General features: G+C 69.7%; 20 protein-coding genes. 14 read left to right on the top strand and 6 right to left on the bottom strand.

Annotated elements, in window-relative coordinates; genetic code table 11:
- Window positions 1-15 precede the first annotated feature (15 nt).
- The 8 genes from ATK30_RS16080 (at window position 16) to ATK30_RS16045 (ending at window position 5638) form a co-directional block, all read left to right on the top strand.
- Window positions 16-603 carry a hypothetical protein gene (locus tag ATK30_RS16080; protein WP_186383562.1) on the top strand — a complete coding sequence of 196 codons (588 nt, stop codon included), beginning with the start codon at window positions 16-18 and terminating at the stop codon, window positions 601-603.
- A gap of 160 nt (window positions 604-763) precedes the next feature.
- Window positions 764-1252 (top strand): hypothetical protein, encoded by a 489-nt coding sequence (locus ATK30_RS16075; RefSeq protein WP_101436276.1) that lies wholly within the window; start codon window positions 764-766, stop codon window positions 1250-1252.
- Window positions 1249-2064 (top strand): hypothetical protein, encoded by an 816-nt coding sequence (locus ATK30_RS16070; protein ID WP_101436275.1) that lies wholly within the window; start codon window positions 1249-1251, stop codon window positions 2062-2064. The genes ATK30_RS16075 and ATK30_RS16070 overlap by 4 nt, the downstream gene beginning before the upstream one ends.
- A 37-nt stretch (window positions 2065-2101) precedes the next feature.
- Entirely contained in the window at window positions 2102-2461 is a 360-nt protein-coding gene (locus ATK30_RS16065) for a hypothetical protein (RefSeq protein ID WP_101436274.1), read from the top strand.
- Window positions 2458-2799, top strand: coding sequence for a hypothetical protein (locus tag ATK30_RS16060; protein WP_101436273.1), 342 nt, complete (start codon window positions 2458-2460; stop codon window positions 2797-2799). Before ATK30_RS16065 ends, ATK30_RS16060 begins: the two co-directional genes overlap by 4 nt.
- Complete coding sequence (locus tag ATK30_RS16055) at window positions 2796-3632, top strand: hypothetical protein (RefSeq protein ID WP_101436272.1); 837 nt, start codon at window positions 2796-2798, stop codon at window positions 3630-3632. Before ATK30_RS16060 ends, ATK30_RS16055 begins: the two co-directional genes overlap by 4 nt.
- Window positions 3629-4324, top strand: a complete 696-nt coding sequence (locus ATK30_RS16050; protein WP_101436271.1) for a hypothetical protein — start codon at window positions 3629-3631, stop codon at window positions 4322-4324. Before ATK30_RS16055 ends, ATK30_RS16050 begins: the two co-directional genes overlap by 4 nt.
- A gap of 51 nt (window positions 4325-4375) precedes the next feature.
- Complete coding sequence (locus tag ATK30_RS16045; RefSeq protein ID WP_101436270.1) at window positions 4376-5638, top strand: DUF2075 domain-containing protein; 1263 nt, start codon at window positions 4376-4378, stop codon at window positions 5636-5638.
- Window positions 5639-5929: 291 nt separating this feature from the next.
- Here ATK30_RS16045 and ATK30_RS16040 read toward each other — a convergent pair whose 3' ends face one another.
- Entirely contained in the window at window positions 5930-6877 is a 948-nt protein-coding gene (locus ATK30_RS16040) for a hypothetical protein (protein ID WP_101436269.1), read from the bottom strand.
- Between the two features lie 306 nt (window positions 6878-7183).
- Here ATK30_RS16040 and ATK30_RS16035 point away from each other — a divergent pair, with 306 nt between their 5' ends.
- The 3 genes from ATK30_RS16035 to ATK30_RS16025 all read left to right on the top strand — a co-directional run bounded on the left by ATK30_RS16035 (window position 7184) and on the right by ATK30_RS16025 (window position 9888).
- Complete coding sequence (locus ATK30_RS16035) at window positions 7184-7768, top strand: hypothetical protein (RefSeq protein WP_101436268.1); 585 nt, start codon at window positions 7184-7186, stop codon at window positions 7766-7768.
- A gap of 122 nt (window positions 7769-7890) precedes the next feature.
- Window positions 7891-9006 (top strand): hypothetical protein, encoded by a 1116-nt coding sequence (locus ATK30_RS16030; protein ID WP_233921961.1) that lies wholly within the window; start codon window positions 7891-7893, stop codon window positions 9004-9006.
- Between the two features lie 27 nt (window positions 9007-9033).
- Window positions 9034-9888, top strand: coding sequence for a hypothetical protein (locus tag ATK30_RS16025; RefSeq protein ID WP_101436266.1), 855 nt, complete (start codon window positions 9034-9036; stop codon window positions 9886-9888).
- Window positions 9889-9965: 77 nt separating this feature from the next.
- On the opposite strand, the gene ATK30_RS16020 is transcribed toward ATK30_RS16025, so the two are convergent.
- From ATK30_RS16020 to ATK30_RS16005, 4 genes are all read right to left on the bottom strand, one after another.
- Window positions 9966-10946, bottom strand: coding sequence for a C40 family peptidase (locus tag ATK30_RS16020; RefSeq protein WP_101436265.1), 981 nt, complete (start codon window positions 10944-10946; stop codon window positions 9966-9968).
- 84 nt (window positions 10947-11030) lie between these two features.
- The gene (locus ATK30_RS16015; protein ID WP_101440870.1) at window positions 11031-12131 is read right to left on the bottom strand and encodes a replication-relaxation family protein; all 1101 of its coding nucleotides are present in this window, start codon (window positions 12129-12131) and stop codon (window positions 11031-11033) included.
- 133 nt (window positions 12132-12264) lie between these two features.
- The gene (locus ATK30_RS16010) at window positions 12265-14862 is read right to left on the bottom strand and encodes a type IV secretory system conjugative DNA transfer family protein (protein ID WP_101436264.1); all 2598 of its coding nucleotides are present in this window, start codon (window positions 14860-14862) and stop codon (window positions 12265-12267) included.
- A 64-nt stretch (window positions 14863-14926) separates the two neighbouring features.
- Complete coding sequence (locus tag ATK30_RS16005; protein WP_143271385.1) at window positions 14927-15202, bottom strand: hypothetical protein; 276 nt, start codon at window positions 15200-15202, stop codon at window positions 14927-14929.
- Between the two features lie 83 nt (window positions 15203-15285).
- Here ATK30_RS16005 and ATK30_RS16000 point away from each other — a divergent pair, with 83 nt between their 5' ends.
- From ATK30_RS16000 to ATK30_RS15990, 3 genes are read left to right on the top strand one after another with little or no spacing between them, the layout of a single operon-like run.
- Complete coding sequence (locus tag ATK30_RS16000; RefSeq protein ID WP_101434546.1) at window positions 15286-16371, top strand: tyrosine-type recombinase/integrase; 1086 nt, start codon at window positions 15286-15288, stop codon at window positions 16369-16371.
- A 4-nt stretch (window positions 16372-16375) separates the two neighbouring features.
- Complete coding sequence (locus ATK30_RS15995) at window positions 16376-16687, top strand: helix-turn-helix domain-containing protein (protein ID WP_101434545.1); 312 nt, start codon at window positions 16376-16378, stop codon at window positions 16685-16687.
- The gene (locus ATK30_RS15990) at window positions 16684-18459 is read left to right on the top strand and encodes a hypothetical protein (RefSeq protein ID WP_101434544.1); all 1776 of its coding nucleotides are present in this window, start codon (window positions 16684-16686) and stop codon (window positions 18457-18459) included. The genes ATK30_RS15995 and ATK30_RS15990 overlap by 4 nt, the downstream gene beginning before the upstream one ends.
- 28 nt (window positions 18460-18487) lie before the next feature.
- On the opposite strand, the gene ATK30_RS15985 is transcribed toward ATK30_RS15990, so the two are convergent.
- The gene (locus ATK30_RS15985; RefSeq protein ID WP_244194627.1) at window positions 18488-20206 is read right to left on the bottom strand and encodes a hypothetical protein; all 1719 of its coding nucleotides are present in this window, start codon (window positions 20204-20206) and stop codon (window positions 18488-18490) included.
- Window positions 20207-20297: the final 91 nt, after the last annotated feature.

Below are 20297 nucleotides of genomic sequence, written 5' to 3'. Positions count from 1 at the left end.
GGAAAGGGGCACAAGATGACCACCCGCACCGACTTCTACCTCGGCGCACAGTGGATCGGCTCCCTGCAGTTCGCCTGCCACCCCGACAACCTCCTCAAACATCCCTACGGCCGTGCCGCGCTGACCGCGAGGCTCCCCTCGACCTACGTCTCGGCGGTGAAGGACCTGCTGCTGATGTGGGCGGTCGAGGGACTCGGCGCCGCGCACGACCCCCGCAACGGGTGGCCGTGGGACTGGGAAACCAGCCACTGCAACGACTGGATCATCACCTACGACCATGGCGTGCGCATGACGGCGGGCGGCGGCGACCGGTGGCACCAACTCGACCCCGACAACCCGCGCCCGCCGCTGCGGTGCGGCCCGCCGGACTTCGCGAGATGGCTGCGCGACCCCAGCGGGCCGCCAGCGGTCCGGCTCCCGCCACAACGCACTCCCGGCGTGCCCCGTGACCGATCCCGGGCACCTGTGGAGACGCCCTTGACCAAGTCGCCCGGACAGGGCTCCGTCCCGCCGCATTCGAGGAGAAACCCATGCAGGACAGGAAGAAACGGCTCCTGTGGACCGTGCTCGCCGTCATGTTGCCGGGACCATGGACCCCGGTGATCGTGCTGGCCTACATCCTCGGCCGCGCTGCCGAGCGCGATCAGGACACGGCTGACCACAACGAACCCCCGCCGTATTCGCCGCCCGATCCCTACGCCTGCGTCCCGGCACCAACCAGCCGGAAGCCCTACGTGCCATCACGGTAAAGGAGTGACAGCTCATGTCGAGCTACACCGACTTCTACTTCGGGCGTGGCGAGCACGCCGAGTGGATCGGCTCCCTGCGCGGGGAGTGCTACCCCGACAACTTTCTCGCCGTCCCGCCCGTGCTGCTGGCCTTGACCGCGACGGACGAGGACACCTTCCGCGCGGCGGTCGCCGATGCCCTCGTCGTGTGGGAGGACGAACGCCTCGGCCAGGGCTACCAGCCTGAACTCGGCTGGCCCTGGTTGTGGTTCAGCAGCCACAACAGCAGCTGGATCATCACCTTCGATCCCGAAGACGTGGCGGTGTTCGTCACCGTGGGCGGCGGGGTCCGCTGGCACCGCATCGATCCGCACGACCCGCGATTCCCCGAAGGCGACGATCCGCTCGGCCCGCCCGACATCGACACGTGGCTGCGTGATCCCGCCGCCCCGCCGTCGGTACCGATGCCGCTGATGCGCGAGAAACCCGCCGACATGCCCACCCTCGGCGGTGACGCCCGATGAGCACATCGACGACACACGACTTCTACCTCGGGCGCGGCCCGGACGCCGAATGGCTCGGGTCGGCCCACCTCAACAGCTGTGCCTGCAACGGCCTCGACGAGATCGAGCAGGCCCGGTCGGAGGGCGGGTTCACCACCCTCGTCGACTTCTTCCTGCACGCCGCCGAAATCGACAAGGCAGGCGAGGTCACCCATCCAGGGCGCGAGTGGCCGTGGCCCTGGCCCACCAGCCACGGCACCGACTACGTCCACGCCTTCGACACAGGCGTGGTGTGGACCGCGATTCGGGGAGACCGCTGGTCGATGCGCGCGGGCGAGTACATCCCACCCGGACCGGAGGAAAATCCGCTGGTGTTCCCGCACGGGCGCGACACGTGTGGCTACACCGGGATCGACGCCGCCGACACCACCGCCCGCCGCTACGGCCCGCTGCTCGGCGACACGCACCGCCACGACCTGTACCAGCTCGGGCTGCGGATCTTGGCCGACCTCACCGGGCCGCCGGGACCTGGTGCTCCCGACGCCCTCGACGAGCTGCGGGCCCAGCTGTCACCGCACCTGCGCTACGCGATCGCCGCCGATGAGTCGGCGGTGGAGCTGGAGTTCGAAGTGTTCGGCTACCGCGACGGCGATCCCGCCGCCGAGGCCACCGCGCACGCGCTCGCGATGCTGCCCGCCCTCTACGGCTGGACCGACCCCTCCGGCGGCCCGCCCCGTTTCGATGTGCGCGCACACATCGCCGACGACAACCGCCACACCACGCACCCGGTTCTGGCCGACGCCCGCGCCCGCGCGGTGCTCACCGCCTACTGACCCCAAACTCCAGCCCACAACCACCAGAGAGGACACCATGCCGCCGAACACCGCACCCGCCACGCCGCCCGCCGCAGACGAGACGGGGACGGCAGAGCCACGTAGCGCCGCCGAGCACTGCGCCGCCGCCGAGGCCCTGTTCGCCCGCGCCCGCGAGATCTACCCGACGCTGAGCAGCCGCGCCGTCGACCAGGACGAGTACCGACGCTGCTTCGACTGGGCACGTATGCACCTGCGTCTCGCCGAGAGCATCACCGCCGGAGCCGGACTGGTGCTCGCGCACCGCCAACTCCTCGCAGGCGACGTACGACTGCACAACACCTACGTCAGCTACGAAACCCAGGAGTGGACCGAGTTCCTCGGAGACCGTCACGACACGACCAGGAGGTCGGCATGACCACCCGCCCCACCGACACCGACGCCACGCCGCTGGAATCGGCCTGCCCGGACTGCCACGTCGGGATCGGCCAGGCCCACATCGAGGGCTGCGATGTGGCCCGCTGCCTCGCCACCGGGCTGCAGCGCCTCGGCCACGCCACGTCGTGCCGCTGCCCCCAGGACATCTGGACCGGACGCTGGCCTGGGGAAGCCGAGTGCCTGGAGTTCGGCTGGATGCTCGGCCCCGGCCTGCCCGACCTCAACCGCCTCCTGACCACGGCCACCTGGGATCCGGTCGCGCACCGCTGGACCCGCCCCGGCAACCACGCCACCACCACCGAAGGAGATTCCCGATGAACACGCCCACCACCCAGGACCCGTCCGCGGGCACCGACCTCGCCGCCGGCGAGCATTGGATCGAACTCGTGCCCGCCGCCCACGCCGAGCCGCACCAGGTCAGCTTCCCCGCCGTCGTCGAACCCCGCCGCCACCATGGCCTGTGGGTGCGGCCCCGGTTACGCCGCGAGGTCGCCGAGGCGGTGTGCGAATGGCTCAACGTGGTCTACCCGGTCGACCCGGACTGGTACCCGCTGGCCCGCTTCGAGGACGACCTCCTCGTGGTTTTCACCGGGGACGCCGACCACCAGCGCCACGAGATCGCCCTGGGCGAGGATGGCCGCTACCCGTTGGGCGAGCTGGGCCGCTGGTTCCTGTCCGCCCCGACCCGCACCCGCGCCCGGTTCTACCGCCAGCTCGAAGTACTGCGCGACGCCGAGCGGCACTTCCCGCGCCCCGGTGAAACCGTGGTCACCTGCGATCCCGACAACCTGCCCGTGAGTGGGTTTCCTGCCCGGATCGACACCAAGCCAGCAGCGCCGTGGGTCCCGGTGTTCCGGCCGGACATCGCCGAGGCCGTGGCGGCGTGGTGTACGACGAACCACCACAAGGTCCCCGACGACCACCCGCTGGTGTACTTCGACGGCGACACCCTCGTCCACGTTCACCAGCACCTGCGGTCCCTCGACGGTTACCTGCCCTGGCGCATCGACCCCGACGCGGACGGAAACTATCGGATCGACGGGGACGAGTGGACCTTCCAGGCAGTCTCGGTGAAATCCGAGGGGGGCGTGCACCCACCCGAGACGGCGCCGGAGGACGGGCGCCGAGCCCGGTCGGGGAGTCCAGCGTGACCGCGCCCCGCTTGGTTAACGAGCGGGTCGCCACCAACGGCGAATACCACCTGCTCGAACGCATTTACCACCACGGCCCCGACATGCTGCGCGTCCGCGTAGTACGCAACTTGCACTCGGCGACCCGTTCCCGCGCGGTCACCGAACGCCTCACCGCCAATCACAGCAGCTGGGCCGTGCTGGCCGAGGTGCCCGCCCACGACTGGTACGACGCCACCTCCGGCTGCACCCTGGCCACCACGGCGCGCGTCCTGGGCCGCGTCGCGGGCACCGTGCTGGGGCAGGCCGTGCGGGAGCACCCCACGGGCACGGTGTTCGGCGAACGATACGACGACACCGCCGCGCTCGAGCTACCGCAGCTGGCGATCTGGCTGACCGCCGAGGTCACCACGCTGCTGCGCGCCCACTCGGACCCGGCGTGGCGGGCCGTGCGGTGCGCCACCGTCGCCCGGCCCGCGTCGCGGGGAATCCAGCTGAACCTCTACGGCCTGAGCGAGCCCGCCGAACGGTGGGAACCCGACATCGACGACCAGCGGGTGCTCGACGACCTCCGGCGGCTGGCCGACCACCACAACTGGCACCGTGGCCACGAGCACCGCTTCATCCTGATCCTGCACGTAGTCGCCGACCACTCCGCCCCAACGTTGCTCGCCCGGGGCGAAGCGCCAGGCACCATCACCGTCGAGTCCTGAGACCCTGGTGCCCTGACCCCCGTGGTCTCACAGCGAGGAGGGAACGTACTCATGCCGACCGCCGGATCACCCTCGCGCTCAGCGGCGCCCTCGCTGTTCGACGTCGCGGCCCGCTCGCTCACACACTCCGATGCGTTCACCTTGTCCGAGGATCAGCAGGCCGTCCTCGGCCACGTTCACCGGCTCCTCGCCGCCGATGATGACGGTCAGGCGGCCGTCGTGGTCACCGGCGCCGCGGGCTCGGGCAAGAGCGCCCTCGCGCTGACCCTGCTCGGCGAGGCCCTGCGCGCCGGCTACCGGGCTCGCCACGCCACCGGCTCGCAGGCGTTCACCACCGCGCTGCGCAAGACCGCCGGACACGGCTCACGCCAGACCCAGCAGCTGTTCCAGTACTTCGGCACCGCCGCCGCCGACACCGAGCTGGGCGGCCTGGATCTGCTGGTGTGCGACGACGCGCACCAGCTGCGCGCGACCTCGAACACCCGCTACACCCCGGCCTCGCGCCGCAGCGACCGCACCCAAGCCGCGGAGCTGCTCGACGCCGCCCGGGTCGTGGTGTTCCTGCTCGACGAGGACCAGGCAGTCCGTCCCGGGCAGATCGGCACCCACGCCCACATCGAGACGGCCGTACGAGCCTCCGGTGCCGCCGTGCACACTGCCCAGCTGGCGAGCCAGCACCGCCACCGGAGCCCATGCTACGAGGGCTGGGTCCGTCGCCTGCTCGGCCTCGACGACGCACCGCTCCCTCCTGCCCCGTGGAATGCGGCGACCGGACCGGGGGCGGGGTTCGAGCTGCGGGTGGCCGAGAGCCCCCACGAGCTGGAGCAGCTGCTGCGCGCGAAGGCCGAGCTCGGTGCGAGCACCCGGATGACGGCCGGGTACTGCTGGCCATGGAGCGAAGCGAGGCCAGGAAATCCGCTGGTCGAGGACATCGTGATCGGCGACTGGCACCGCCCGTGGAGCGTGAAAGGCAACCGCGCGGTCAACGGGCTGCCGCCCTCGCCGCTCTGGGCGATCGAACCTGCCGGTGCCGGCCAGGTCGGCTGCATCTACACCGCGCAAGGCTTCGAGTACGACTACGGCGGCGTCATCCTCGGCCCCGACCTGCTCTGGCGGGACGGCCGCTGGGTCACCGACACCGCCGCCACCCGGGACGACGCCCTCACCCGCGCCTCAGCGGCCGACTTCGACCTGTGGGCGCGCCGCACCTACCGCGTGCTGCTCACCCGAGCCCGCGCGGGCACCATCCTGTACTCCACCGACCCCGAAACCCGCGCCCTCCTGCGCGACATCATCGAACACATAACCCAATAGGCCGCCCGCGTCGGGGGCTTCCGGCGTGGCTTCTCGTCGCCGACAGGGCAGCGACGGAACGTCACCGTGCCCCGGCCAATCAGTGGGCGGCCGGGGCACGGTGACGTGGGGAACAGGTTCAGGCGGTCGGGGTGGTGGCGGAGGAGGTGGTGCCGTCGTCGTCCGGGACGGCGGTGATGGTCCAAACGCCCGTCGACGATGCGGGACCGGTGTTCGCACGAACCCGCCCGCGCGCAGGGCCGTGCCATCGGAAGTGAATGGCGACGGCCCCGCGCGGGTAGGCGGCGGCTGTCAGGCGTCCGGGGCGGCGGGTTCCCCGGAGCCGTCGGTCGTCTCCGGGACGTCGGTCTTGTCCGGGTTGATGGCGAACCGTTTCGGTGCCTCGCAGGTTTTGATCGCGTACCCGTCGGTGACGAGCTTCTCCAAGGCGTTGTTGACCGCGCCACCTGAGCGGCCGAGTTCCTTGCCGATCTTGGCAGGCCCAAAGGTCTCGCCCGGGTGCTCGGTCAGGTACTCCTCCACCAAGGCCCGCAGCCCGCCCTTGGGCAGTCGGTCCTTGTCCGTGGCGGCCGTGTCGGCGGATTCGGAGACCACCGGAGCTGCTGCCGAAGACGGCTCGGGCTCGGCCGCGCCATCCACCGGATCCACCTGTGCCGTGTCAGGCGGAGGGATAGTGCCGTCGCCGTCGGTGGGCGGGGCAGGCGTGGTGTCGGCGGCGACGTTGGTGTCGTCGGCATCCGATCCGGCCTCTGGCCCCGGCACCGCCGCAGTGGTGTCCTCGGCAGTGGAGCCGTCAGCGTCGGTGGCGGCCTCGGTCGCGCCCGGGTCCTCGACCGTGCCGTCGATGTCGGTGTCGTCGGTCGGCTGGTCGGTGCTGGGCGGCGCCGTCGTGTCCGTCTGTGCCTCGTCGATGTCGGGTGCGGCGGTGTCGCTGGTTGACGGTGCGAGTGTCCAGGTGTCGGGGTTGCGCGGACCGTCGCCTGCGGTGCGGATCGCGGTGCCGTCGCGGTCCCAGCGGGCCAGGATCTTCGCGGCGGTCGAACGGCCGACTCCGCCCGCCATCGCCAGTTTGGCGGTCGTGGAGCCAGGATTGTCGGTCAGCGCTGCCCGCACTTTGTCCTCTGTGGTCGGTGCGTTCTGCTGGCCGAGGTCGTCGGCCACGGCGTGCAGGTGGCGGTCGTCGGTAGCGGCGGTGGTTGCGGCGTTTGCGGTGCGGGTTTTGCGGTTCTTACGGGACATGACGAACTCCCTGTGTTTTTGGTGCGGAATGGGATGGTCATGCCCCGGCCGGGGCGTTGGCCCGCCGGTGCGCATCCGGTTGTTCGGGCTACACGACTATGGAACGCTTCGTCACCGCCTCCATGTCAAGCGATTCGTCAAACAAGACATGTGTCTCGTGTGGACACACCTCTGTGCCGGACGTCGCGATACGGCTAGGTCGGTGAAAACGTATATGTGGCTTGACATTTGGGCGTGCACGGAGCGTCCATGGACCCGTCATAGCACGAACCCGCACCATCGGATTTCGAGAAGGACGTGTCCGCTATGGACCCACGCTCCACGCACCGCGGCTCCACCGGCCTCGGCCCGCCCCCGTTCGTACGCGGTGAGGTACTGGTCGCGTTGCCCTACAAACCTGCCTTCCCCGGCATCATCGCCGATGGCGAAACACCATCGCTAGAAATCGAAAGCCTGGAAAAGTTTCCGGATTTGGAGGGGCAGGGCTCCCTCGGTGACATCGGGCTGCGCTGCCGCCGATCGGTCGCCCAATGGATCGGTGTCTACCTGGAATCGTTCTACGGCAACGCCCAGGTCCGTTTCGAGTGGCACGGCGACACCCTGGAGATCTACGACGATCCCTGGGGGCTGTCCCTGGACTCTGAGCCCCGGACCATCCACCCGGACTCCGAGGGCCGCTACGAGATCCGTGACGTGTGGTTGCCTATCGCCGCGCCGCTGGCAGCCGACTTGCACCATCGCCACGGCCCCGCCCTGACCGTTCTCGCGGGCGACGCCCCGCCACATCCGGCCCCGGAAATGCTGGCCTACCTTTCTGACCATCCTGGCGCCCCCACGAGGATGCCTAGCCACATCGAACGCGCCCTGGACGCGATCACCGCACCTCGGTAACACCTCTGAATTCACCGGACAGCTGCTCCGGCCCTATCCGTCACGCCGACATCAGCCGCACGGGGACGCGCTAATCCTCTGCCTTTTCTGGCGTTCTTTCCTATTCCGAAAGGGGCTTCGCCATGCCTATTTCCGTGACAGCACGAGACGTACCCGAGATCCGCGCGCGCATGACGGCGTGGACACGAGATCCCGGGCCCGACGGGGCGGCGAACTGGTTGCAGTTCTTCCTCGGCCCGCAACCGGACAAGGCCACCGAATCGCGGGTGTTCGGCCGCTCCGACGACGTGGCCGCCACCATCGCGGGCACACTGGCCGCCCAGTTCCCGGTCGCCGAACTGTTCTACGTCTCCAGCGACATGACCGAACTCGCCCGCACCGCCGCCACCACGCTGACCGACTACCGGTTGCACCCCGAGGACCTGCCCGCCCCGGTCGGCATGATGGTTTACGCCGAGCCGCCCGTGGCCAACCCGGCCGATCACCACGACGGCGTCAGCATCGTGTCCTGGGGGCCGGGACGCGGCGGCCTGTGGGTCCACCGATGGCAACGCCCCGCCGCCAATGACGTCGCCCGTCTTGGACGGTTCCTGGCGACGCTGCCACGCGACGAGGCGATCCGGTGCGGTGAACGTGCGGCGACGCGACCGGAGCCGCATCCCGACGCCCCGCCGACGCCCGAGGAAGGGTTCGACTTCTTCGCGTCCGGTTTGCTGCCCAACCTGCGTCGCGCCCCGGTTCCACCGTCGTTCACCCCGCCGCATGGCTACGACTGGCAAGGGCTGACCCCGATGGAATACACCGACATGGATGGCTGGCCCGGTGAGGTCACTGCGGCGACATTGGGCGACGAGGCGCGACAGCTCGCGGAAGCCAGTCTGACATTGGACCGCACGATCCTGGCCACGTGGCTGTTGATGGGGCAGACCATCGTCCGGTCCGAGGACATCACCGCGCCGCGCGGAGCGCGTCGTCGCATGGCCCGTGACACTCCCGATGTCGACCCGACCGTCCGCTACATCGACCTGCGTCGCGCTCGCACCGAACCGTCCGACCACAGCGACACCACCACATCGACTCGCGAGTACCGGCACCGCTGGGTCGTGCGAGGGCATTGGCGCAATCAGTGGTACGCCAGCCGTAACGACCACCGTCCTATTTGGATTGAACCTCATCTCGCGGGCCCGGAGGACGCGCCGCTGCTCGGCGGTGACCGGGTGAACGTGTTGCGCCGATAACAATCGACAGGAAAGGAACCACCCGATATGACACGGGACTCGTTTGTCGCCTTGGCCGTTTCCCTGCTGGACGGTGTCGTCGCGCACGGTGTCTTCGGCACCCGCGCGGACGCGCGATTATGCGCGGATTGGCGCGGTATCAACGATCCGGACGTCACCGCGACCCGAACCGTGGCCCTGTTCCCGCCCGACGCGGAACCGGTGCTGACACACAACACGACCCGGGGCGAGGTGTTCCCGCTGCCCGACGAGGTCATGGCGGTCCTGACGAACGAAACCCCGGAGGCCACCGCGCACGACGAGTGCGTCATCGCGTTGGTCGTGGTGCCGACCGAACCACGCGCCGCCTTCGCAGTGGGACCGTTCGACCGCGATCAGGCGCACCAATGGCTGACCGACGCGTCAACGCCGCGCGAGGGCCGCTCGGTCGAGTGCTGCCTTCTGCCAGTCCGTGCCAGCACTCTCGGCACCAGCAGCGCACCCGCCACAACCACGGACACCCCGGTTCCGTCCATCGTCCTGCTCGACACCTCGAACGGCCCGGTCTGCTACGGGCCGTTCGACAGCGCGCTGGACGGCGCCCTGTTCTGGCACGACATCACCCGCACCCTGGACCTGACCAACGTGCACGGAACCCACGTGTGCGAACTCATCACACCCGCCCCGGACGCGGCCCTCGCAACCGCATCCGAGGAGACTCCTGGTGCTGATCGGGTGCGAGGTTGGGTGGTACGCCTCGATCCGAGCGGGTGTGACCGGGACGGCGACCCACGCGTCGTCGGCCTGTTCGCCGACCAATCCAGCGCACGCGATTGGCGGCCAGCCTTGTCGTCATCGGAGGCAACGTCACCCGCAGCCATTCTCCCGGTCTATCAACCGTGATCCGCACACGGCGTACCGGGCGCGGTCACTGTATGGTTGTTGTTTACTCGCGCAATATTGCGTAAATATTCGATTGATTAGTGCGCGGGTCGGGTGGCGCCCGCGTAATCGTCTCCGGGGTAGCGGTAGTTGTCGATTTGTACGGATTGGCCAAAGTCGGGGGCGTTCAGCATTTTTCCGTTTCCTATATAGAGTCCCACGTGTCGGATGTTCGAGGTCGGGCCGTAGTAGACGAGGTCGCCCGGTAGGAGGGGTTGCCCGTCGGGCACGCGATTCCCGGCACTGTACTGGGCGTCAGCTGTACGCGGAAGCGAAATCCCGGCCGCCTCGTAGGCGGCCTTGGTCAGCCCCGAGCAGTCGAATCCGTTGTCCCCATTCTGCGGGCCGTTACCGCCCCACACATATGGCAGCCCCCTCTGTCCGCACGCGTAATTGATCGCGGTCATCGCGGCGGCGGTCGCGGCCTGGATATTGTTGCAATCACCGGTTCCGGTCGTCGCGGGTGCCGGTTGACAGCGCACGCCGGACACGGCGGCGACAATCGCGCGCGCCTTCTCTTCGTGCTGAGCATAGGCATTCGGAAACCCCGAACCCTGGACCGTCTGCGCGGCGTCGTTGACACTCATCTTCTGCCAGTTCGGTGTGGCCGTGAGGTGTTCGAAGAATTTCGTTGCCGCGTAGGTTGGTGTGGTGACCTGTTGCGGGGTGCCCCAGCCCATCGAGGGCCGCTGCTGGAAGAGTCCGAGGGAATCCCTGTCGCCGTAGGGCAGGTTCTGCAGCTTGGATTCCTGCATCGCGGCGGCGATAGCGACGACCCAGCCCGGCTCGGGCACACCCATCTGCTTGCCGACCGCGACGATGGTGGCCGCGTTGCCCATCTGCTCGGCGGTCAAGCCCGGCACCGTGCCGGTAGGCGCACCGTCGGGCGTGCAGGTCAGCGAACCCGACGACCCGCTGCTGCCGAAGAGCGTGCTGATGATCCCGGCGATCCCGGCGCCGATGAGCAGTGGAATGGCGAGGACCAAGGCGGCGACGCAGACCGCGATTTTGCTTCCCATAGTTGGATCGCTCTCCTTTCCGTGGTGCGCTAAGAGACCGGCCGGGGACCGAATTGCCGCGGGGTTGAGGCAGGGCGCCTTGTGTCAGTGCTCGCCGCGAGCGACACGGTTCGGCGTGGCCGGCGGCGGAACCGAACTCGGCGGCGGCAGCCGATACGGCGAGGCCGCGGCGACATCGCCGACCTCGCCGACCTCGCCGTCGCCGTCCTCGGTGGCGAGCCCGGCCGGCGGCGCCAGGCCGGGCCAGGCGTCGGCGAGGTCGGCGAGGCTGTACCGCGGGCCGGCGCGGTCGACACGCGCCGAGGTCAGCGGCAGCCACACCGCCTCAGCCGGGCTCGGATGCGGCGCGGTGGGATCGAGCAGGTCGGCCGCCGCGGTGGCCACCGGCACTGCGCGGGGGTCGTCGAGGTCGGCGTGCACACGCGCGAGGGCGGTGCGGGCCCCGGCTTCGCGGCGGGTGGTGGGCAGCCACACCAGCACCGGCGTGGCGATGCCCGTGGACTCGGCCAGCCGCGCGTATCCGGCCAGCTTCCGGCCGACCTTGGTCAGGGACTCGGTTCCGGTGTCGAACTCGAGGAACCACTCCACCTCCCGGGCGGCGGTGCCGACGCGGGTGCGCCAGCGGCCGTAGCCATCGGGGATGACGAGGTCGCCGAAATGCCTCGCACAGCGGGATTCCGACCACCACGCCACTACTGCCTCCGCGCGGGCCGCCGGGGTGTGGCGGGTGCGGGCGATCAGTGAAGTGAAGAAGTCGTTCACGCCGACGGTGTGCGCGAGCCGCTGGTTATGGGCGATACCCATGGCGCGGTCGTGCCGGTAGCCGAGTTCTTTGACTTCCAGGCCGTGTTCGGCGGCGAGCACAGCGGCCCCGGCCGGGCCGAGGACGTAGTGCATGGGGGCGGAGCCGAGTTGCTGAAACGGCTGGAAACGCGACACAGCGCGCCAGAGGTAGAGATCGCGCAGCCGCTGGCGCGCCGAGCGGCCCGACGGGAAGGCGGCGTCCTGGATTTGGCTGGTGGTCAGGACTCGGTGCTCGTGCAGCAGGGCGAGGAGCCATTTGTCCCGGGTGGTCAGGCGCGAGGCGAGCATGGCCTGGTGTTCGACCGAGCTGGCGGCGCGGGCGGTGTGGCGGCCTGGTAGGTGGCCGCGCAAGGTGTGCTGACGACGGGTGGTGGTGGTGATCACGAGCGCTCCTTCGCGGAGTTGTGAACAGGGTGTGGACAAGTGCTGTGGGCAGCCCGAACTGAGCCCCGGGCGTGGCCGATGGCGGTGGCTATTTCTTTTGTGGGTGCGGCGAAGTCGCCGCGTGCGGGAGTTAGGGGCGGGTGCGGCGCGGGTCGGTCTTGGGCGGCCGGGTCGGCGGAACCCGCCGACCGGTCGGCGGAACCCGCCGCCCGGTCGGCCCGGACCGCGTCTTGGTCGCGGTGGCGGGAGTACTGGCGCGGGTGGTCGTGGCGCCGTCGCTGGTCGCGGTGCCGTGCGCTCGGCGCTGGGCGCGGAGTACGGCACGGATTTCGCGTGCCCGCCCGGGAATGGGGTCGGGCAAAGGCGTGGTGGTCATGGTGAAGGGCTCGGTCTCCTCGCCGCGCACCACTAGCCGCGTCGCCGTGTGGTAGACGCCGAGGTGGGACAGGTCGTGATCGGACAGCCGGGGCGCGGTGTGCCGGGCGAGTTCGCGGGCGTCTTCGGGGCTGGCGGAGAAGAAGACTTTGCTACGGGCGTTGGTGGAGATGCCTTCCTTCAATTCGCGGGAGAGCTGCCCGAGGTGCTGGTGGGCCAAGGTCATCGAGACACGAAATCCGCGCGCTTCGGCGAGCATGTCTTCCAGCGGATAGGGAAGATTCAGAAAGTTGTGGCATTCATCGACCACGAGGCTCGCGTCCGGGCGCAGGCGCTGCGGAACGCGGGCACGGGCGGTGGTCGCCTGCCACGTGCGGGCCACCACCAGCGACCCGACCAGCCGCGTGGTCTCCTCACCGAGCGAGCCTTTCGGGATACGCACCAGGCAGATCCCGCCCTCGTCGAGCACCTCGGCCATGTCCACAGTGGAGCGTCCTCCGGCGATGGCCTCTTTCACGAAGGGCCGCAACAGAAACGCCCGCAGCTTGTTCATCAGCGGCGAGATCACTTGGCTGCGGGAGCTGTCGGTGAGGTCGTCGTACCACTCCCAGAATCCGGTCAGCACCGGATCGGTGAGCCCGGCGGTGATGCGGGACCGGAACGCTTCACTGGCCAGGAGTTTCGGTAGATCGGCCAGGGTGGGCACGCCTTCCTGGGCGCGCAGGGTGAGGCAGGCGGCGCGCATCAGGTCGTCGGTGCGCGGCCCCCAGAACGCGGAATACACCCGGCGGAACACCGACACGAGGTTGTCGACTTCGCGGTCGGTTTCCCCGCCCTCCAACGGGTTGAGGATGGGTGGGCGGTGCAGGGAGTCGGCGTCGAAGAGCACCACTCGCTCCGCTGCCGAGCGCGGCAGGCGGTTGAGGACGTCGGTGACCAAGTCGCCCTTCGGGTCGATCAGGACGACACCGCGATGGTTGTCCGCGTCGTCGAGGATCATGTTGCCCAGCAAGGTCGACTTCCCGCTGCCGGTGGCGCCGAGCACGTGGAGGTGGTGGCGTGCGTCGGCGACCCGCAGCCCGACCGGACGGGCGTGCCCGGTATCGGACTGCCCCAGCGGTTTGACCTCCGGCCCCGGTGTGGCGACCCCGGGCGGCGGGGCGACGGCCTTGGCGCCCGCCCGTTCGACACCGGGGATCTCGGCGTCGGTGGGCAGGTGCGCGAGCGCCGCCAGCTCCGGCACCGACAGCAGGTCACCGCGGTCGAGGCGCCGTTCGGCGAGCGCGTGCGCGGGGTGGCGCAGGCGGGTGCGGGTGTAGTGGTTGTGCTCGGTGTAGGCGGCGAACGCGGCGGCCAGCGCGTGCGCCCGCCCGCGCGCGGTGTCGCGGGCCTGGCGCGCCAGCTCGTCGGTGGCCTCGGCAGGCAGGTCGGCGGCGACGGCGTAGCGGATCACGGTCTCGTACTGGGAGCCGCGCTGTTTGCCCACGATGGCCTTGTTCTGGGCGGAATATTCCAGCGACAGCTGCGGGTCCTGGCTGATGCGCCGCGAGTCCGAGGTCCGGCCGCCGCGGGTGGCCTTCGCGCCCGGCGTGATCGCGTCGAGGATCCGGCCGCCGAGGCGACCCGACGAGCCCTGGTGCACTCGGCGGGCGGCGCGGCGGGCCTGGGCGACGCGGCGGCCGGTGACCGGGCGGGCGAGGATCTGCACGCAGGCGTGCTCGTCGCGGCCGAGCCCGACCGGGGCGCCCAGGAGCCCGCGGATCGGATCGGCGTCAAACGCCGTACGGATGGGCAGTGCTTCGGAGCGGGCGAGGCGCAGTTGCCCGCCGACGGTGATCCGCCGCCGCCCGGTCTCCAGGGCGGGGAACGGGGAGGTGGCGGCGCTGGTGCGGGTGTGCGACCCGGGCCAGGCGGCCTCGACCGCCCGCTCGACCAGGGACGGCGGGATGACGCCGGGGACCCAGAACTGCACGGTGACGCCGTGCTCGCCGAACACGTACTCCATCGCGAGGTGCGGTTGGCCGGCCCACAGCCGCCGCCAGGCCGGGCGCAAGAGCCCGACGAGGTTGGACCACACCGCGGCCCCGCCGGCGGGATCCACGGTGGGCGGGGCGAGCACGGTGATCCGGCGAGCATCGACCTGCAGGGCGGTGTGACGGCGAGCGCGCCACCAGCGCCGGGCGGCGATCCAGCCCGCCAGGGCCACGGCCAGGGCCGGGACGGCGACCGGTCCCCACACCAGCGCCCAATCGCGCAGGGCGGCGAGCAGATCGCCGGTGGTGCCGCCCGGGTCGCGCAGGTAGTCACCTACCCAGTTCGCCGTCACCGGCGATGCCGCAGCGCGCGTAGCCATAGCGGGTACTCCCTTCCGGGAACTCGTGCGAGACAAGGAAAATCGAGATCGGCTCGGGGCCGGGTCACGCGGGGTCGAGGTCGACCTGCGCCGCGTCGTCGAACCCGGTGTCGTCGGGGTCCGGGGCGTCGTCCATGGCGAGGGAGTCGGCGGGCCCGAGGTCGACGTAGGCGTCGGCGAGACCGCTGTCGGTGGCGTCCGGATCGTGTTCGGCGAACCGGGCGAGTTCGGCGGGGTCGGTTACCGGAACTTCCCGGTGTTCGTCGGTGCTGGCTGTTCTTTGTCGACGCTGGGGCGCTGGCCAGCGCGCTCTCACTCGATGGTGTGGACTCTCTGACATGACGTCAGGATTTCCGACAGGCTGCCGATGTTGATGAGGCATTGTCGTTTCCGTTCAACTCGGGGACACGGTCGGGAGGCGCGGTGGGGCTGGCGGTGGTGCGGTCGCTGCGCGGGCCGCGGAAGCTGAGCACGACCCAGGACCTGGAGGACTTCGAGCAGGAGCTCGTCGATCAGTACCTGCTTGCCTCGATGGGGGCGGGAGTCTGCGACAGCACGGTGAACAACGACCGAGCAGCGATCTTCGAGTTCATCCAATTCCTCGGTCGTCCGGTGTGGACAGCCGAGCCTGCTGACGCGGACCGGTTTCTGGTTCGCCAGCGCAAGGATCTGGGCAGGTCCCGGTTGACGGTGCAGCACAAGGCGTGGGCGATCGGGCACTTCTTCGATTTCCTGATCGGCCGTTATCAGGGCGACATTCACGCGCTCGCCGGGTGTGTGGTGGCGCAACCGATCGACGAGCACAACCGGCCGGCCAAGGCCGACTACGGGACACCTCGAATACCGCCCTCGGACAAGGAAACCGAGCTGTTGTTCACCGAGTGGCGGGACTCGCTGGAGCACGCCCGGAAGTTCCGCACTGCGGCTCGGGACTATCTGGCGGCGTCGTTGTGGCGCCGGGCGGGGTTGCGGATCCAGGAGACCTACATGCTCGACATGCGCGACTGGCGCCGGGATCTGGGCGAGTACGGCAAGCTGCATGTCCGATTCGGCAAAGGAAGCCGGGGACGCGGCCCGAAGACGAGGCTCGTTCCGGCGATCAACTCGGTGGCCGAGTTGCTGGACTGGTGGCTGGTGGAAGTGCGTCACCAGTTCGGCGAGGACTGGGAGCATCCCGACGCGCCGCTGCTGCCGAGTGAGCGCCAGGACCCGCACACCGGATTCTGTGGCCGGGTTGGTGACCAGACGTTGCGGGACGGGTTGGCGGAGGCGACCGGACGATGGCTGCCGGACTGGGCAGGAAGGCTGACACCGCATACATTGCGGCACTACTGTGCATCGTCGCTGTATGCGCGAGGCATGGATCTTAAAGCTATACAAGAGGTTTTGGGCCACTCGTGGCTCTCGACCACGACCGCGTACATCCACGTGGAGTCCGAGCACGTCGAACATGCCTGGGCCAAGGCCAACCAGCGCGTGGCCGCCCGGCTGGGCACCGAGGAAGGGTAGCGCGATGCGCTGGAACCTGCGAATGAAAGCCGCCGAGGCAGGGATCTGGAAGTCCACGGAGATGCGCCGCAGGCTCGCCGAGGCGGGATTGGATATCAGCGCGGGCAAGATGTCGAACCTGTGGATCGGCAATCCCACCACGATCCGGCTCGATGATCTCGACGTGATCTGCGCGGTGCTGGAGTGCGCACCGACTGATCTGCTGATCCCCGAGCCGGAGAAGGTCGCCGCTCGTCGGCCCCGCAAGGCCGACACGGGCACGGTCGCGCCGATCACCCCGCGGCTGGGGCGACATCGATCGGTGCCGCCGGCGTGACCGGGCGTCCCCGCCGCTGCCGGGTGTGCGGGGTGCGTCCCCCGGCGATGCGGGAGGTCCCGTACTGCTTCCAGTGCTGGCCCGGCGGCCCGATCGCCCCGCCACCGTGCCGCAAATGCGGGTCCACAAACGACTATTACACGTCCGGGCTGTGCGCCCGCTGCCACAGCCACGCGCCCGGCGAGAAGTCGCCGCTGTGGCAGTCGCCCGGCACGCTCGCGCGACAAACGGTCGTGGTCGACTCGTGTCTCGACTGCCACGCCTGGGGCGTGACCCGCACCTACGGTTGGCTGTGCGTGGGCTGCCGTAGCTGGCGCGAGAAATACCGACACAAGGGTGTGTGCGACACCTGCGGGAACGAGGTGGCGCTCAACGAGGGCGGGTCGTGCCGGTTGTGCTGCAAGACGCGCAGCCTGCTCGCCCAGGACCGCGACCAGCGGCCCAGCAGCATCAGTCTGGCCGAGGCCAACGTGTTCGGGCAGCAGCTGTTCTTCGCCGGCATGTGGCACCGCGAAGGACAGGGCCAACGGCCCTACGTCAAGAAAACCATCCCACCGAACCTGTCGTTGCTGCACCCGGTGCCCTACGAACAGCTGGTGCTGCTCGAACTGCCGCGGGACCTGAAAGCCGGACTGCGCAAGGGATTCCCACCGCCGCCCGACCCGGCCCGCGAGGCCGCCTGGCACCAGTTCGTGCGCGAGCACGCCGCCGCGCACGGCTGGAGCAGGACCGTCACCGAACGCGCCCAGCGGGCGATCCGGATGCTGCTGGGCATGCAAGACACCCCCGGTGCCGCGATCCGCGCCAGCGACGTCCTGCCCCTCTCGCGCATCCGGCACCCCGTGCGCCCGGTGCTCGACGTGCTGACCGTCGCCGGCATGCTCGCCGACGACCGCGTCCCGCCCACCGAGCGCTGGTTCCAGCTGCAGATCACCGGACTGCCCGAGGACATCCGTCACGAACTCGAGGTCTGGTTCGACATCGCCCGCAACGGCAGCACCACCCCACCGCGATTTCGTCCCCGTTCCGACAACACGGTGCGTTCGCAGCTGGGCTACGCGCTGCCGATCATCCGCGCCTGGGCACGCACCCACCCCTCGCTGCGGGAGATCGGCCGCGACGACGTGCTCGCCGCCCTGCCGCCCAGCGGCAGTCCGCGCAGCAGCACCCTGCAAGGGCTTCGGTCGATCTTCCGGATCCTCAAGGCCCGCAAGCTCACCTTCATCAACCCCACCACGCGCATCAGCGTGCCCACCCCGGACAAACACGTGCCCGCACCGATCGATCTCACCGAGCTGCGCGGCGCGCTCAACTCCGACGACCCGACCCGCGCGGCGTTGGCCGCGCTGCTGGCCTTCCACGCCATCCGCATCTGGCAACTGCTCCAGCTGCAGCTCGCCGACGTGCGCGACGGTCGCCTCTACCTGCCCGACCGCATCGTGCCGCTCGCCGAGCCGGTCCGGGCACGAGTGTCGGCCTACCTGGACTACCGACAACGGACCTGGCCCGACACCGCCAATCCGCACCTGTTCATCCACTACCGCAACGCCAACACCACCACGCCCGCGACCCCGTGGTGGATCCGCAAACGGCTCGGCATGATCGCGCAAGCCATCCGCCAGGACCGCATCCTCGACGAAGCCCACGCCACCGGCGGCGACGTCCGCCAGCTCTGCGAACTGTTCGGCCTGTCCATCGCCGGCGCCTACCGCTACACCAGCAGCGTCGACCACCCCGGCATCGCCGAATACGAACAATCCACAAAGGAATGACGATTCCATAGTTCCCCAACTCCGGGATTCAGCTATCATCGTCAAGCACCAAATACCCAGAGTTCCGCTCAGATTCGGGTAAAGTTGCGAGGAACTCTGGGGAAGTGGTGACCAGGAAGTTCTCCGTGGGCGGGCGCGCGTTGCGGTTGATCCGCCCGTCCGAGGTGAGCAACCCCGGCTGCGACACCGGCGGCATACCGCCGCGCCGCTCGGCGAGATCGTCGGCCAGCGACCGGCGCCCGACCCGATCCGGATCCCGCCGCGTGGTGATCGGCAACCCGAGCTGATCACGCGGCAGCGCGCCCGGCAGCGAGTCCGGCGGTAGCGCCCGTGGGTTCGCCGCCACCTCACGCTCGTCCCCGGAGCCGCTCGTGGTGAACAGCGACATCTGCCCGGGACCGGGCCTGCGGTCCGCGCCGCTTCCGGTGCCTGGCAGCTCGCCGAGGTGCGGTGACCGACGTGGCGCGGGCCGTGTGCGGCGGACCCGCATCGGCAGCATGAACTGGCCCGAGCGCGTGGACGGCGGGTCCGCCGGGGCACCGCCGCCGCCCCTCCCGCGGGGGCCGCCGCCTTTGCCGCCTTTGCCGCCGAACAGGGAGCTGGCGCCGCCGAGCAGGCCCATCGTTTTGTAGGCGATCGCGCCGCGCACCAGCGAGCCGAGCATCGAGCGCCGCCCGCTGCTCATCGGACGCAGGCACCAGAACGGGATCTTGATCAGCACCCACATCAGCGCGAGGCACAGCAAGAGGTTGATCAGCCCGTTGAGGTTCGGGCCGAACACCGTGAACCCGCCGGGGGCGAAGAAGGTCCGCAACGCCACGACCATCGCCAGCGACTGGCCGACCTGGATGGCCAGCACCCCGCCGAACGCTTTCCACCACGCCTGCGCGATGCCCTCCGTGTGGGGCAGGGCGTGCCACATCAGCGCAATCGGCGCCGCCGCGATCAGCAGGATCGTCAGCATCACCCGCACGATGAACGTGATGAGCAGGATGATGATCATCACCGCGAGGGCGAAGCCGATGAAGATCAGCCACAGGCCGCCGCCGTTGAGCGCGCCGAGGACCATGTCCGTCAGCGCCTTGCCCGCGGCCTCCGGGCTGACGCCGGAGCCCATCACCGCTTGCGCGAGGGCGTTGGCGATCTGGATTGCCTTCGTCGCGATGAACAGCGACAGCGTTCCGGCGAGGAACCCGATGACAACGCGGGGCGCGATCTCCTTGATGGTGTAGCGGGTCTGCAGGGTCTCGTAGCCCATGACGACCATCCCGGCGACCAGGACGATGATCACGTAGACGGCGAGCAGGATCTGCCACGACTCGGTCCACAGCTGCCCGACGCTGGGCAGCGCGCTCGGCTCGGGCGTGGTCAGCAGGGTCTTGCCCAGCAACTCCAGCAGCGGGTTGAGCGCGTCGGTGACGACACCGCGAAAGAAGCTGTCGATGCCTTCGGTGACACAAGCGATCGGGTCGGTGAGGCCGCACTCGTCGGGCCGGTCTCCGTTGCCCGAGCCCGGCCCCGGAGTGTGCCCGGGGCCGCGTGGATCGATCGGAGTCGGCTGCGGAATGCAGTTCGGCCCTTCGCACGGTGCGGGCACCGACGTGGTCGGCGGAGGGGTGCCACCGAGCGGTCCGCACTCGGGCATCAAGGCACCCGGGAAACACGACACCGGCGGCTGCGACGGCGGCACGAGCGGGGTGCTCGGCAGACCCGACGGCTTCGGCGGCTGAGTGTTACTGGGCAGCATGCACGCGGGGTCGGCCGAGCCCGGGCCGCAACTGGGCTGCGGTACCGGAGGCAGCGGCAACACCGGCGGTTGCGCGGGCGCCAGCGGTGCG

It is taken from the genome of Amycolatopsis echigonensis (assembly GCF_002846615.1).
GTDB classification, from domain to species: domain Bacteria; phylum Actinomycetota; class Actinomycetes; order Mycobacteriales; family Pseudonocardiaceae; genus Amycolatopsis; species Amycolatopsis echigonensis.
This window is presented reverse-complemented; position numbering and strand designations above follow the sequence as displayed.

Coding starts and splice junctions, on each gene's coding strand:
- ATK30_RS16025 (WP_101436266.1), top strand. CDS start 9,034: ATGACACGGGACTCGTTTGTCGCCTTGGCCGTTTCCCTGCTGGACGGT.
- ATK30_RS16040 (WP_101436269.1), bottom strand. CDS start 6,877: ATGTCCCGTAAGAACCGCAAAACCCGCACCGCAAACGCCGCAACCACC.
- ATK30_RS16030 (WP_233921961.1), top strand. CDS start 7,891: ATGCCTATTTCCGTGACAGCACGAGACGTACCCGAGATCCGCGCGCGC.
- ATK30_RS16060 (WP_101436273.1), top strand. CDS start 2,458: ATGACCACCCGCCCCACCGACACCGACGCCACGCCGCTGGAATCGGCC.
- ATK30_RS16055 (WP_101436272.1), top strand. CDS start 2,796: ATGAACACGCCCACCACCCAGGACCCGTCCGCGGGCACCGACCTCGCC.
- ATK30_RS16020 (WP_101436265.1), bottom strand. CDS start 10,946: ATGGGAAGCAAAATCGCGGTCTGCGTCGCCGCCTTGGTCCTCGCCATT.
- ATK30_RS16010 (WP_101436264.1), bottom strand. CDS start 14,862: ATGGCTACGCGCGCTGCGGCATCGCCGGTGACGGCGAACTGGGTAGGT.
- ATK30_RS16035 (WP_101436268.1), top strand. CDS start 7,184: ATGGACCCACGCTCCACGCACCGCGGCTCCACCGGCCTCGGCCCGCCC.
- ATK30_RS16070 (WP_101436275.1), top strand. CDS start 1,249: ATGAGCACATCGACGACACACGACTTCTACCTCGGGCGCGGCCCGGAC.
- ATK30_RS15995 (WP_101434545.1), top strand. CDS start 16,376: ATGCGCTGGAACCTGCGAATGAAAGCCGCCGAGGCAGGGATCTGGAAG.
- ATK30_RS16065 (WP_101436274.1), top strand. CDS start 2,102: ATGCCGCCGAACACCGCACCCGCCACGCCGCCCGCCGCAGACGAGACG.
- ATK30_RS16080 (WP_186383562.1), top strand. CDS start 16: ATGACCACCCGCACCGACTTCTACCTCGGCGCACAGTGGATCGGCTCC.
- ATK30_RS16005 (WP_143271385.1), bottom strand. CDS start 15,202: ATGTCAGAGAGTCCACACCATCGAGTGAGAGCGCGCTGGCCAGCGCCC.
- ATK30_RS15985 (WP_244194627.1), bottom strand. CDS start 20,206: ATGCTGCCCAGTAACACTCAGCCGCCGAAGCCGTCGGGTCTGCCGAGC.
- ATK30_RS16045 (WP_101436270.1), top strand. CDS start 4,376: ATGCCGACCGCCGGATCACCCTCGCGCTCAGCGGCGCCCTCGCTGTTC.
- ATK30_RS16075 (WP_101436276.1), top strand. CDS start 764: ATGTCGAGCTACACCGACTTCTACTTCGGGCGTGGCGAGCACGCCGAG.